The organism is Planctomyces sp. SH-PL14 (assembly GCF_001610835.1).
Taxonomy (GTDB): Bacteria; Planctomycetota; Planctomycetia; order Planctomycetales; family Planctomycetaceae; genus Planctomyces_A.
This window is the reverse complement of record NZ_CP011270.1, coordinates 8128712-8142560: the sequence shown is the minus strand read 5'-3', so window position 1 is coordinate 8142560 and position 13849 is coordinate 8128712. Positions and strand designations below refer to the sequence as shown.

Here is a 13849-nt window from a genome sequence, read left to right as displayed (position 1 = left end):
TGACCGCACGTCTACGCCAGTTGAAACTCCGGAATCGTGCAGAGCAGGCACAGCGCCTCGCGCAGCCGGTGCTCCCGTGTTCCGCCGCTCTCGTCGATCCGGCTCACGACTGGCCGCAGCGTCTCTGTCGCGACCTCGCGGGCCAGCAGCAGGTCGCACCACCGGGCCACGATCTCCGCCGATGACTTCAGCTTCCATCCCCCCACGAGCTCTTCGAGCGTTCCCCCGGCGAAACGGGTCTTGTCGCTATGAACGAGTTGCCGCACGAGGTTCGCGCGGCCGAGGAGTGTCGAGGAGTTGATCCAGGTCCGGCCGCCGTCCCACCCTTTGACGTTCGGGGGATAGAACAGCTCCTGCCCCACGCGGGCAGTCCCTTCGGCGAGGGCCTGCAGGTTCGTCGTCGCCTCCAGGCCCCGGAGCAGACCGACCCCCAGCTCCACCGGCGACCGGACCTTCCGGGAGAGGGCGAGCGGCGAGAAGAAGAGGTTGCTGGCGAAGACCCAGCCCAGGAGCGTCCGGACGTCGAGATCGGACGCCCGGAACTCCTCGACGAGCGGCTGGATCAGGGCATCGGGCGGCACAACGTCGTCAAAGACGAAGAACCGCAGCAGCTTTCGGACGAGGAATTCCGGACAGGCAGGCTGCGACAGGACCACGTCGACTCCCTCGCCCCCTTCGCGGATCTTCCTGGCGCCCAGAACGGTCTTCTCCCCCTCGTCGTGCTGGTACTTGTTGAACTTGAACTTCCCCCGCTTGATCTCCCAGCCGGTGAAGCACCGCGCCAGCTCGCGGATGTCGGTCTCGCTGTATTCCCCTTCCCCCAGGCAGAAGAGCTCCATCACCTCGCGGGCGTAGTTCTCGTTCGGGTGCTGCTTGCGGTTCGTGGCCGAATCGAGGTAGATCAGCATCGCCGGATCGCGGGAGATCTCCTGCACGAACGGTCCGAACTTTCCGAGAGCGTGCCGGCGGAGCAGTTCGTTCTGCTCGAACATCAGCCGGGCATCGGTCACCTTGTCGGCGCTCGTGGCGAAGTGGCCGTGCCAGAAGAGGGTCATCTTCTCCAGCAAAACATCCGATGCGTTCCGCATCCGGTACAGCCACCACGCCTCCAGCGACTTGGCGTTCCCCCCCGCGAGTGCCGACTCTCCCAGGCTCTCCGCGTCGGCCGTCTCCGCGGCGGAAGCCGGTGAGGGATGCACAAGGCGATCCACCGTGCCCCGCGGCCCATCGGCGACGGCCCGGGTCAGATCCGGCTCCGAGCCTCCGAAGCCGGCCCGCCGGAAGAGGTGAGCCGCACGGCCGCGGGACCAGGGCTGGGCGTCATCGGGTACGTAGGCCTTCCAGGCCCAGTCCGGATCGACGGTCTCGATGTTGAGGGGCATGACACACCAAACCGGTTCAGCGGGGGGGATCGGCTCGGGCCAGCGGAGTCACTTCGACGAGGAGGCGGGAGCCGCGGCCGGGGGCTCGAGCATCTGGATCTGGAAACGAGCGCGGAGCTGTCCATCCCCCGCGCCGAGCTGGAGCCGGGCATCGCGGAAGAATGAGAGGATTTTGAGCAGGTCTCCGAGCTTGAGTTCCGCCTCCTCGCGCGTCGCCCCTTCCTTGAGCATGTTCTGCGACACGAGGTGCGAGAGGTTGTCGTTCAGGACCTCCCTCAGCACGCTCGCATTGAGCTCAACCAGCGTGTTGACCTCGCTGGCGGGGGCGTCGGCCGCCTTCGCCAGCTCCCGCGCCATGGTCCGGGTGCTGGCGAGGACGAACCGCTTTCCCTGGAAGCCGACCGACGGCGAGAAGTTGAACTGGATCCGGGCCTGCTGCGACTTCGCCTCGTCCTTCTCCGGCAGGTACGACGACGAGACGAGCTCGAGGGTGTTGTCCCGCTCGATGTCGAGCTCCAGTTGCGGCTGGCCGTTCATCGCTCCGACCACATTCAGGAAGCCGACGAAGCTCTGGAAGATCCGCTTGAACTCGCGCCGCGCCGTCTCGGGATCCTTCATCTCGAAGGCGATGGCGAAGGCCGGAAGCTTGATCGCCGGGACAGGGCCCGCTTCGCCAAACGTCTGCCGCATCGCCACGAACTGGAGCTGCGGGGCGAACGCGCCGAGGATGTCCTCGCCGAAGTCTTTGCCGGAGAACAGGGTCGTGAGCTGGCTGTCGGCCTGGGCAAGTTTCTCGTTCATGCCTTCATCGAAGAGGTCCCCGGCCCGCAGCCACATCTGCGAGAGGTCGCGGTAGCTCGAGAGGCCGAAGAGCAGGCCGTCGATCTGCGGCAGGGCGGGGGCCCGCCCGTTCCCTCCCGGGCCGAAGAAGAACTCCCGCGATTCGCTCACCTTGTCCGCTTCAAAGGGGAGAGCGATCTCGATCGACATCGTCTTCGCGTCGACGGTCAGGACTGTCGTCGAGAAGTTCGCCGTCTTGAGGACGTCCAGGATGCCCCCCACCAGCATCTCCCCACCGGGATCGTCCGCGCGGCCGGAGTAGAGCTTGGGAGCGACTCCCGCACCGCGGATCGTGGCGATGTTCGTGAAGGCCCAGACGGACGCCGTTGGAGGAACCTTTGCCTGAGCAACAGCGAAGGATTCGTTCTTCGCAATGCCCTCTGAGGTGCCGTCGATCAGGACGTCGAGGACCGACTTGCCGAGTTCCGGCTTGTTCCCGAGGACGAGCCACGGACCGATCGTGGCGAACCCGCCCCCCTTGGTCTTGTAGACGGTCTTTTCCCGGTAAGCGTCCTCCTCGAACGGCTCGGACTTCCCCTTGTTCTTCGCGTCGTCCCGCGCGAGCTTGAGGAGCGTGTCGCGGATGCGGTTGAGGGTCTTCTCATCCCGCGCCTTCACGAGCACCACGTCTCCGATCTCCGGTCCGTTCAGCGAGGCCCAGATGCCCCCCTCGGTCAGGGCCGTGAGGGCATCCTTCCAGGCCATCCCGAGCTGGAACTCGACGAAGCCGACCCCCAGCCGCAGACCGAGAAGGTCGGTCTTTTCCATCGCCTTGTCGTACGAATCGAGCTTGGTAATTTCCGCCAGCAGCGGATGGGTCGTGAGCGTGCGAATCACCTCCGCCGGCTTCGCGATTTCGACGAAGACGACGCTCGTCGCGGGGAGGATGTCCCGGCCGGTCCGGTCGTCGGCCGTGGCTCGGGCCGGGCTCCAGGCCAGTCCCAGCAGCAGAACGATGGAGCCCAGAGCTTGAAGGCGAAGCATGATGACGAGTCCGCGAGCCACGACGGGAAAACCTGCAGCAAATACCTGCCGGGCCTCGTGACGGTTTCAAGGGGATTCGATGTCGCCGGCCGTGGAGCGGGGGACAGGACCGGGCTATCTTCCAGACCGGCAGAGAATTGCGCTCACTGGCATGACCGTCGACTGGTGCGAGGAACTGGCATGGCGTCCCGATTCGGACTTGCGACCGCGTTTCTGGGAGTGTGGCTCGTGGCGGGCAACGGAAGCGCGGTCCCGGGGGCCGAGGCCGATCCGTGGATCGAGAAGGAGCTGCCGAGCCTGGTGAAGGTCTACCAGGAGCTGCACCAGCATCCGGAGCTGTCGTTTCAGGAGGAGAAGACGGCGGCCCGCCTCGCCTCCGAGCTGAAAGCGGCCGGCTTCGAAGTGACGACCGGGGTCGGCGGCCACGGAGTCGTGGCGGTCCTCAAGAACGGCGACGGACCGGTGGTTATGTTCCGCTCGGACCTGGATGGGTTGCCGGTCCACGAGGAGACGGGGCTGCCCTACGCGTCACAGGCGACCGGCAAGAATGACGACGGCACGACCGTCCCGACGATGCATGCCTGCGGGCATGATATCCACATCACGAACCTCGTCGGCCTGTCGCGGTATGCCGCCGCGCATCGCGACCGGTGGCAGGGGACGCTGGTGCTGATCGGCCAGCCGGCGGAGGAGCGGGTGGATGGCGCGGTCGCGATGCTGAAGGACGGGCTCTATACGCGGTTCCCGAAGCCGCAGTTCGCGGTGGCGCTCCACGTCGACTCCGAGCTGGAGGCGGGGAAGATCGGGTATCGGCCGGGGTATGCGTTCGCCAATTCCGACAGCTGCGACATCGTCATGAGGGGGCAGGGGGGGCACGGATCGCGGCCGGAGGTCTGTATCGATCCGATTCTCCAGGCGGCGCAGGTGGTTCAGGACCTGCAGTCGATCGTCAGTCGGGAGGTCTCGCCGTTTGACCAGGCGGTGGTGACGGTGGGGTCGATTCATGGAGGGACGAAGCACAACATCATTCCGAACAGCTGCCGGCTGCAGTTGACGATCCGCAGTTACACGCCGGAGATCCGGCAGAAGCTCCGGGACGCGATTGCCCGGAAGGCGAAGGCGGTCGCGGACGGACACCGGGCGCCGGCTCCGGAGGTGACGTTCGACGAGGGGACGGCGGCGGTTCACAACGATCCGGGGCTGGTGACCCGGGTGATGGACGCGTTTGCGATCGAGTTTGGGAAGGAGAATCTGGTGCCGGCGGAGCGGGTGATGGGGGCGGAGGATTTTGGGGAGTATGCGACCGGCGGGATTCCGATTTTCATGTTCCGGTTGGGGACCGTCGACGGGAAGCGGTTGGCGGGTTACCGAGAAGAGGGGGGGAAGCCTCCTTATCTGCATTCGTCGAAGTATTACCCGGATGCGGAGCCTTCGTTGCGGACGGGAGTGCGGGCGAGTGCGGCGGCGATTCGGGAGTTGATGCCGGTGCGGAAGTGATTGGCTGAGGCGGGAGGTCGAAGGCGGAAGACTGAAGGTAGAGGGGATGGTCGATCCTGGGGTTGATGCCCCGTGAGCGTGCCCGGCGGACGGGCATCCGGCGCGCAATCCGATTCCATTCGTCCACCGGGTCCAGGGCGGATGCCCTGGTAGGGAGTGCAGAGGGGCAAGGCCCCTTTGCCCGCCGGAGGCCTGGCCGTCGAGAGATGTCTGAAGGAGAGCGTGTCCAAACGCGGACATCGTGTCGTATGCCCCCTCATCAATCCGCGGGGATTCCAAAGCCAGCGGTGTCGATTGAGGGAGTCCTCATAGCCGGTTCCACAAAGGGGACATCTGTTGTGTCCCACGGTTCCGCGACGAAAATGCCTCCGGCGGCAAGGGGGCGTGGCCCCCTTGACCCCAGGCTGCCGTGGCACGTTGGGTTTGAGCTATGGAAGCTGCACCGGCAAGGACGCGGTTTGAGCCAGCCAATGCCGGGCAATCGCCCCGAGTTCCCCACCGTGCTCCCCCATCCAGACCTCGATCGCGGGATCGCGTGGAACCGCTTTCGGGAAACCGAACAACCGGCTCACGATACGCGTCGGGCTCAGGCCAGGTCCCCCAGCCGCCCCGTGCTGTCACCGAAGGAATCGACGTCGTCGATCCCCATCCGGTCCGCCAGTGAGAGGAACAGGTTCGTGGTCGGCGTCTCCCGGAGCCGGACGTGCCGCCCGGTCCGCACCGTCCCCGCGCCCCCGCCCGCGACAAGGATCGGCAGGTCTTCGTGACGGTGGCGGTTGCCGTCGCTGATGGCACAGCCGTAGACGAACAGCGACTGGTCGAGAAGCGAGTGCTCTCCTTCCCGCACATCCCGCAGACGGGAGAGGAAGGCCGCGAACTGCTCGATCTGGAACTGGTCGATCTGCTGCAGCTTGGCGACCTTGTCCGGGTCGTTCCGGTGGTGGGACATCTGGTGGTGTCCCTCGTTGAGGCCGATCGACTTGTAGACCCGGTTGCTCCCTTCGTTGGCGACCATGAAGGTCGCCACGCGGGTCGTGTCGGTCTGGAAGGCGAGGAGCAGCAGGTCGTACATCAGCCGGATATGCTCGACGAGATCCTCCGGAATCCCCTTCGGAGGAATGTACCCCTCCGGCGGAAGGATCGCCTTCGCCGCGTCCGCCCGCTCGATCCGCTGCTCAACCTCCCGGACGCTCGTCAGGTACTCGTCGAGCTTGCGGCGGTCGGACTGACCGAGGCTGGTGGTCAGCCGCTGCGTGTCCGCCGCCACGGAGTCGAGGATGCTCTTGCGGTAAAAGTCCCGCTCGGCGCGGGCCTTGGCGTCCGCCCCCTGGCCGAAGAGCCGGTCGAAGGCGCTGCGGGGATTGGTCTCCTTCCCCATCGGCGTCGACGCGCTCTTCCAGGAGACGCTGTTCGAGTACGCACAGCTGTAACCGGAGTCGCAGCTCCCCGCCTGCCGGCCCCCTTCGATCCCCAGTTCCAGCGACGGGAGCCGGGTCTCGTGGCCGATCCGCTCGGCGATGAACTGGTCGATCGACTGGCCGGCCCGGATGTCGCCGGAGGTCTTGCGGGGCTGGGCGCCCGTCAGGAACGCCGCGCAGGACCGGGCGTGGTCGCCGGCTCCGTCGCCGTTGGCGCGGGCCTTGTCATGGGCGAGTCCGCTCACGACGAGGAGCTGGTCCTTCACGGGAGCGAGCGGCGCGAGGGTCTTCGAGAGCTCGTAGCCGGTTCCCTCGGACGTCGGCGTCCAGTCCGGCATGATCGCGCCGTTCGGGAAGAAGACGAATCCCACCCGGAGCGGAGACGCGGCAGCCGCGGCTCTGGCGGCCTTCGGAAGCATCCCCTCCAGCCACGGCAGAGCCAGCAGGGCTCCGGCACCGCGGAGGAATGTTCGACGACGGAGGGGAAGGGGTCGAGTCATGCAGAGCTCTCGACAATCGGGAGGGCAGGGCGGGCGCGGGAACGACGGGACGCGCGAAGGAGGAGGGGGCGCGTCCCAGTCAATTCTATCGACCACGGGACGGCGTTGAGTATTCCGATGCGATCGTTTTTCCTGTCCTCGATCGGGACTTCAGCCAACTTTCAGGTAGAGATTCCCCGCGTTCACGGCGTTCGGGATGTGCCGATTTGGGCGACGGCATTTCAGGAAAGTCATTGCGGAATCCCCGCAACCTCGACAGTGGCTGGGCATTTTTTCCGGCGCGGGAGTGCGGCTGACCTAGCGTTCGGTTGGTCCGAACCTGTCCCGGAGTTTTTCATGCCGCAGCGAGTGCGGTTTATCCTGATCCTGGCCTGTCTCCAGGCCGGCTGCCTCCTGGGGGGATTGCTCATGTACGAGCGATTCCTCCTGGCGGTCCTCGTTCCCGCGACTCGCAAGGCCGCCGCGGCTCAGCACGTTCCGTCCACCCACCCCGCGCCCCCCGCCTCGGCGCATCCGGTCCACTCGGCTCCCGCCGCCCCACACGCGTCCGTCGGTCAGATGACCCCCGAAGGGGAGACGCTGCTGATGCGGCTCTTCACCTTCATCTGGGTCGGGGGACTGCAGACCGCCGTCGCGTGGCTGCTGCTCTCGCGGCTCTACAACGCCCAGGCGATCGAACGGAACAGCTCGCAGGAGGCGGCTCTCTCGCAGTCCCGCGAGCTGCTCCGCACGCGCGACGCCGTGATCTTCGGGCTGGCCAAGCTGGCCGAGTCCCGCGATCCGGAGACCGGCCACCACCTGGAACGGATCTCGATGTACGCCACCCGGCTCGCTGGCGCATGCCGCCGGCATCCGCGGTTCAAGGACCTGGTGAGCCCCTCCTTCGTTCAGACGATCGGCATCAGCTCCGCCCTCCACGACATCGGCAAGGTCGGGATCGAAGACGCCATCCTCCTCAAGCCGGGACGCCTCACCGAAGCCGAGTACGAGCGGATGCAGGTCCATCCGCGGATCGGCGGCGAGTGCATCGAACAGATCCAGTCCCGCCTCGGCGAGTCCGGCTTCCTCCGCATGGCCCGCGACATCGCCCTCTATCACCACGAGTGGTGGGACGGCACGGGCTATCCTCACGGACAGAAGGAAGACGAGATCCCGCTCGCCGCGCGGATCGTGGCGATCGCCGACGTGTACGACGCCCTCTCGTCCAAGCGGATCTACAAGGACGCTTACCCGCACGCCGTGTGCGCCGAAAAGATCGCCCGCGCGGCGGGAAGCCAGTTCGATCCGCTGCTCGTCGAGGTGTTCCTCGGCATTCAGGGGCAGTTCCAGGAGATCGCCGAACTGCTTCGCAGCGAAGAAACGGGGGACGTCGCCTCTCCCCGCCGGATCGCCGCGTACCGCCGGGAAGAGGCGGACGGCCCGGGGCTGAGTCCCGATCAGGAACGGATTCTTGTGGGCCTCATGGCACAGAACCGTCCGCCCCGCGAGGCGGTCGGCACGTAAGGCGTTCCACACCAGGACAGAAAGATCTCACCCAGGGCACTAAGGATTTTTCATCGTGATCGCAGTCCTTTTTGCTCTTGGCGCCCTGGCGTTTCGACGACTCCTCCGACGTTTCCCGACGTGACGAAAATCAAACGGCCCTTCCTCTCCGTTCAGCCCCCTCAGCGTGACACCGTGGACGAGTCGACCCTTTCCGCCGAAGCCTCGTCTCCCACGATGACCCGGTCACAGGAACGGACGCTCGAACTGCTGCTGATCCTGTCGACGCTCGGAATCGCAGGGCTTCTGCACAGCCTGAACGTCGGCAAGTTCACGGTCCTGAACCTGTTCTTCCTGCCGATCGTCATCGCCGGGTTCTTCCTCGGCCGCTACCGCGCCGGCGTGCTGGCGCTGCTGTCGGTCGTGATCGCGGGAGTGATTGTCTCCCAGGACATTCCGGCGTTCGGCGCCGCGATGCCGCCGGTCCTCGTCGCCATGGCGATGACGGTCTGGGCGGCGATCCTAGGCCTGACGTCGCTGCTCGTCGGGACGCTCAGCGACGACCGCGGGCGGAAGGCGGTCGAGGCCCATGAAGCCCATGTGGGGGTCGTGGAAGTTCTCTCCCGCTACCTGCAGACGATCAATCCGACGCTCGAAAGCCGGGCGCAGCGGGTTTCGCAGCTCAGCGAGCAGGTCGCCACGCGGATGCGTCTCTCCGCTCGCGAGATCGACAACATCCGCGTCGCGGCGCTCCTGATGGATATGGAGAATGTGGAGATCACGGCCCGGGTCATCCGACGGGCGGTGGGGGAGGTTGGCGTCGATGCGCTCGAGCAGCGGACGGTGGCTGGTCCGGATCTGGTGAAGTCGCTCGGGACCGTTCTGCAGGGAGCGATTCCGCTGCTCGCCCCGCAGGAGGGGATTGCGCCGATCCGTCAGGCGGATGCGCCGTCGGGTGCCAAGATCATCAGTGCGGTCCGGGCCTACCTGCGGATGATCGACGATCCGTGGGATGACGGGTCGCGGACGACGGCTGAGATCATGCGGGAGTTGAAGGACGACGATGAGGCGCAGCACCACCCGGCGGTCCTGAGCGCCTTGGCGGAGACGGTCAACCAGAAACAGCCGATCCGCCTGCGGCTGCGGACGGGGGAAAGCGGGATCTTGAAACGCTGCCAGGTGGTGGCGGAGGAAGCTCCGCGTCAGGCGCCATAGGCTGGCGGGGCGAGGCTTGGTCGCTGTCTTTAAACACTAAGGCACCAAGGAGGCACGAAGAACACCAAGGACTGACTGACGAGGGAGAACCTTGGTGACCTTGGTGCAATCTTTGTGTCTTGGTGTTTAACTCCTCGTGAGCACCGGCCCCCCTGCGGGTTCCAGACTGGCTGACTCAGGCGCTGATCACCGGCGCCGCCTCGGACGACCGGACCTCAACGAACTGCCCCTCCAGCCGCACAATGGCGTCGCGGGGATTCATGTTGAACAGCGCCTTGCCCCCCGTTCCCCATCGGCCCGCCTGATAGTGGAACACGGCGGTCGCATCGCGGATCGTCCCGACGGCAGCGACGTCCTCCATGTCGCCCCCCTCGATCGCTTCAAACGCAATCTCGGTGCTGACGAAGGCGGTCAGCAGCCTCGTCCGGACATCGCGGGCAAAGGTCACGTCCGGCTGCCAATCACAACGGAGCCACCGCAGCCCGCGCGGCTTTCCCAGCCCGGAGGCGAGATCAAAGAACTTCGCCTCGAGCATCTCCCGGTGGCGTCGGAAGTCGGCGATCCCCTGCCGGGCTTCGCGGGCGTCGCGCCCCTTCCACCAGACTACCGCGGCGGCGATCGCCGCCCCGGCCAGGAGAACGAAAAGGGGAATGGCAAACCCGAGAGGCATGGCGCAAGCCTGGGGAGGAGGCAGCCGGCAGTCGAAGGACTGAGACATTCTCCACGGCGACTCAACGGATCGCCAGTCCGCAGCCTCGAATCACCGGCCCCGGCGATACCCCACCACGCTCACTTCTGGTCGACGACTTGCGCGTCGACGATTGTGTACAGGAAGTCGAGTTCGCCGTTGATGACCCGCGCCTTGTACTTGAGCGTGCCAATCACATCGAACGGATGTCCTTGGATATAGTTCGTCGTCGCCCCTTCTTTCATGATCACGCCCAACTTGTCATAGACCTTCGGCCTCCGCCCGAAGCAGCAGATCTGGTTGTCGCGCACAAACAGGAAGGCTGGGAGATCGGTCTCGCGCGGCGGCGGGAACATCCACCCCTTGAGGCGAATCGTCTTACCGTCGAGTTCGCTGAGCCACTTCGGAAAGTGGTCCAGGACGTCGACCGGGACCGGTTCGGCATCGAGGACCTTGAGCAGGTCCAGGTCGTCGAAGCTGACGCGGACCGCCCCTTTCTCCATCGGCAACTGCCGCTCGGGAACGAGCAGTTTCATTTCCCGCGGTTCCAGCGGCGGGGGCTCCGGAATGACCGCCGGAGGGACGCTGCCCGCCTTCGGAACGACAACGGGGGTCTCGGCGGGGGAGGAGCTCGATGCAGCCGGCGGGGGAGTGGAGGGGGCGGGCGTGGCCCTGGGCAGCGGCGCTGCGCTGGCCTGAGACTGGTCGGTGACGGAAGCGGGCGGGGTCAACGGCGCCGGTTCCGCCGCGGCGGCTGCCGGCTCCATCGGCGAGGGGGCCTCGACGGGGGCCGAGGCAGGCTTGGGGGCACTCGTCGGATTGGTCGACGGGATGGGCGCAGTCCCTTCGGGCTTGGAGGCCACGACGGTGCCGTTGGATTCGGGGCTCATTCCGGCGGACTGGCCGCACCCGGCGAGTCCCATCGCCAGCAGTCCTCCGCCGATCAGGCAGGGCCAGGCGGGACCGGCTCCGTTCATCCGTCGTTCGTCTCCCATGTCACTCTCTCCGTGAATGCGAACCGGCAATCGCCTCGAATGGCCGAGTGAGCTCCAACCGCAGCCACGGCGGGAATTGTCGCAGGATTCCCTGCCGCCGTTAACCCGAGATCGGAACGCTCCCCGGTCCGGAGGTCGCGGGACGAGGGCCGTACCTCGCCGTCCGTGGCGGGAAAAATTGCCCGTCAAAAGCAACAGGCTCCGGACACGTTGGTGTCGGAGCCTGAGACGTTCGAACGGCGGGGCCAGACTGGCGGAAAATCCTCAGAAATCGGTCTGGGCCGCACTGTAGAACTCACCCTCGAGCAGGTAGAGCGGCTCACGATCTTGTCCGTTCCAGTTCCGGTTGAGGCGGAATGTCCCGGCCACGGAGACACGGTTCGGGTTGAAGGCGACGGTTTTGTCACCCGTCATCATCACGCCGATCATGTCCTCCGGCTTCGGCTTGCCGCCAAAGCAGCAGTCACCGCTGTCACGGCAAAGGAGCAGGTTCTTGATCCCATCGGCCTTGTTTTCCGGAAACACAAACCCCTTCAGGAAGACCTTCTTTCCATCGAGAGCGGCCACATCGGGATGAGGGCCGACCTGTCCCTTCTCAACGATAATCCCCTTCCGGGAAATATCGGACGCAAAGCTGATCCGCTCGTATCCCGGCGGAACTTCTGTCCGGTAGAGATAGATCTGCATGCCGATCCCGGCCGCCAGCGTTACGGCGCTGAGGACCAGCGAAAACCAGGCGGCTCCGAGTCCGCGGTATTCGCCGGCGGAGCGGTAGAGCTGAATCAGGGCGACTCCGGACACCGCGATGGAGAGCATCGCGATCGCCAGGAAGGGCCAGAACAGGAGGCCAAGCAGGGAAACCAGCGTCAGGATGACGGAAACAATCGCCAGCCCAAGCACGGGGCGATACGAAAACTCGCCACCTTCGTACGACTCGTAGGCCCGCGACTGCGGCGCCATCTCGAGAACCTGTGACATGCCCCCTCCTGCCTGAACAAATGTGCGCACGCTGAGCATGCGAATGATGCGGAAATTATACCCCGGAAAAGATCCGGTTCGCAAAAGGGAACCGGCAAAGTTCTCCGTTCTTTGACAAGGTGGACGCTGTGGGTCGACGTCCGGGCGAACGCTTTCCCGCCAATCCCTTCGGCAGTCGGATTGCATTCAAGTTTCTGATACGCCCACGATCCGCAGAGGTTTTCCGTAGAAATCCCGGCTCTCCGATCTTCTCGTCTCTTTCGCTCCTCCCGGTGCCGTCATGCCGACCGCAAATGCCTACCCGGATCTCCTTCGGGCCGCCTCGCAACTGAGGAACGTCGAGCTGCTGGAGGAACCAGTCCGAGCCCAGCCGGAATCGCAAAGGGCCTTCCTTGCCGCCAACGGCGACGTGCTGGCCACGATCAGGGACCACCTGCGCCGGCCCTGTTCCGTTCCGCTGGAGTTTGTGGACACGTTCTTTGAGCGGCACCTTGGGGACGTCCAACTCATCCGGACAATCACCCGAGCCCTCCAGGCCGACGCGGAACTGGCGATCTCCCGTGGCGAGACGACAGCGGCCCCCCGCACCGCGATCGAGCTGCTCCTCCTGAGCAACGGGGTCAGTCGCGGCGGCCTTGTGACCGATGCCCTGGTCGGAAACGGCATCGCGGGAACCGGGCTTCAAATCCTCCGCGAGGTCCGGGCCGACATCGATCACGACCTGCAGAACGAAGTTCTGGAGGCGCTGGGGAACTTTGATCGCGACCGCGAGCCGTTCCACGAGATCCGGACCCGCGACGACGAGTGGACCCGCCGCGTCGGCTGGCAGGACGAGCCGCTCGATACCGAGTCATTCCTGGAGTCGTTGGGAGCCTCCGGGCCGGATGTGCAGGAGACTCTGGACTTGATTCAGCAGGTCGCCTGTGCGGGCGACTCGAATCAGCCCGAAGCTCTGGAGACAGCAGGAGACCACCGAGTCCGAGCCCTGGCGCGGCTGCTTCAAACGGACATCGCATTGCGACAGTGTCGAGACGCGGACGGCAGTTTTCCCAGTGATCTCGCTGAGCTGGTACCGTCGTTCCTCCCCGCCGTTCCGATCGATCCGTTTTCCGACAAGCCTCTTCTCTACCGCCGGACCTCTTCCACCGAATTCCTGCTGTACAGCGCGGGGCCGAAGCGGTTCGATGGCGGCGGACGGCTCGGGACGTGGCTGGATGTCACGTGTGGTGACGCCGACCTGCTGCTCGACACTCAGCATGTCTGAGCGGCTGCCATCCAATTTCGAAAGTCGATCCACTCCACGGCAACTCCCGCCGGCAGGTAGCGGGGGACGGCGGAATCGCAAAGACCCGCTTCGACCGCTCGTTGCAGGTCCTTCGCCGACAAGGCCGTTCGCGGCGAACTTGTGCCCTCCGGCCACGGGGCGGACTTGAGGAACACCAGCCGCCGCGCGCGGCAGCGTCCCGCCAGCCAGGCCGCCAGGGAGTCGCTCGTCACCTCCCAGGATTCCTCGGGAACCGGCCCTTCGGCTGGGTTTTCGATCTCCCGGAGCATGTCCGGAACGACGACATCCGCCTCGCTCGACGACTGCCAGTCGACGCCAACCGCCATCCCGATTCGCGACAGCAGAATCCGGACAAGGCGAGCGTTCAGCTCCATAGCCGCAATCGCTAACTGATGAGCCGCCGAGTCCCCCAGCCGGTGCCGCGGATCCCAGTCGCGAACGAGATCGGCCGCCGCCCCCCCGCCGACGACCAGGACCGGACACTCCTCGTGCGCGGATTCGAAGCCAGCTTTGAGCCGTTCACCGAGGTCGGGGAGGTCGAGCAGACTTCCGCCGAGCTTGTAGACCGTCAGGGGACACGGCACG

General features: G+C 65.7%; 11 protein-coding genes. 4 read left to right on the top strand and 7 right to left on the bottom strand.

All coding sequences use genetic code 11. The features are described from left to right. Positions 1-11: 11 nt before the first annotated feature. Both VT03_RS31435 and VT03_RS31430 read right to left on the bottom strand, forming a co-directional pair. A complete protein-coding gene (locus tag VT03_RS31435) occupies positions 12-1382 on the bottom strand; it encodes a DUF1800 family protein (RefSeq protein ID WP_075096665.1) in 1371 nt (456 codons plus the stop codon). A 48-nt stretch (positions 1383-1430) separates the two neighbouring features. Then, positions 1431-3206, bottom strand: a complete 1776-nt coding sequence (locus tag VT03_RS31430; protein ID WP_156514914.1) for a hypothetical protein — start codon at positions 3204-3206, stop codon at positions 1431-1433. A 180-nt stretch (positions 3207-3386) separates the two neighbouring features. On the opposite strand from VT03_RS31430, the gene VT03_RS31425 reads away from it, so the two are divergent. After that, positions 3387-4703: an amidohydrolase gene (locus tag VT03_RS31425; protein ID WP_075096663.1), complete on the top strand. Its 1317-nt coding sequence runs from the start codon at positions 3387-3389 to the stop codon at positions 4701-4703. A 586-nt stretch (positions 4704-5289) separates the two neighbouring features. On the opposite strand, the gene VT03_RS31420 is transcribed toward VT03_RS31425, so the two are convergent. Then, entirely contained in the window at positions 5290-6621 is a 1332-nt protein-coding gene (locus VT03_RS31420; protein WP_075096662.1) for a DUF1552 domain-containing protein, read from the bottom strand. A 336-nt stretch (positions 6622-6957) separates the two neighbouring features. On the opposite strand from VT03_RS31420, the gene VT03_RS31415 reads away from it, so the two are divergent. Continuing rightward, positions 6958-8124 (top strand): HD-GYP domain-containing protein, encoded by a 1167-nt coding sequence (locus VT03_RS31415; protein WP_075096661.1) that lies wholly within the window; start codon positions 6958-6960, stop codon positions 8122-8124. A gap of 216 nt (positions 8125-8340) precedes the next feature. Further along, positions 8341-9318, top strand: a complete 978-nt coding sequence (locus VT03_RS31410; protein ID WP_156514913.1) for a hypothetical protein — start codon at positions 8341-8343, stop codon at positions 9316-9318. 175 nt (positions 9319-9493) lie between these two features. Here the strand turns inward: VT03_RS31410 and VT03_RS31405 are convergent, their stop codons facing one another. The 3 genes from VT03_RS31405 to VT03_RS31395 all read right to left on the bottom strand — a co-directional run bounded on the left by VT03_RS31405 (position 9494) and on the right by VT03_RS31395 (position 11979). After that, a complete protein-coding gene (locus VT03_RS31405; RefSeq protein WP_075096659.1) occupies positions 9494-9988 on the bottom strand; it encodes a hypothetical protein in 495 nt (164 codons plus the stop codon). 119 nt (positions 9989-10107) lie between these two features. After that, the gene (locus VT03_RS31400) at positions 10108-11001 is read right to left on the bottom strand and encodes a hypothetical protein (protein ID WP_075096658.1); all 894 of its coding nucleotides are present in this window, start codon (positions 10999-11001) and stop codon (positions 10108-10110) included. 264 nt (positions 11002-11265) lie between these two features. Further along, positions 11266-11979 carry a hypothetical protein gene (locus tag VT03_RS31395; RefSeq protein WP_075096657.1) on the bottom strand — a complete coding sequence of 238 codons (714 nt, stop codon included), beginning with the start codon at positions 11977-11979 and terminating at the stop codon, positions 11266-11268. 280 nt (positions 11980-12259) lie between these two features. Here VT03_RS31395 and VT03_RS31390 point away from each other — a divergent pair, with 280 nt between their 5' ends. Continuing rightward, positions 12260-13243, top strand: coding sequence for a hypothetical protein (locus VT03_RS31390; protein WP_075096656.1), 984 nt, complete (start codon positions 12260-12262; stop codon positions 13241-13243). Here the strand turns inward: VT03_RS31390 and VT03_RS31385 are convergent. Continuing rightward, positions 13231-13848: a hypothetical protein gene (locus VT03_RS31385; protein ID WP_075096655.1), complete on the bottom strand. Its 618-nt coding sequence runs from the start codon at positions 13846-13848 to the stop codon at positions 13231-13233. The genes VT03_RS31390 and VT03_RS31385 overlap by 13 nt on opposite strands. Position 13849: the final 1 nt, after the last annotated feature.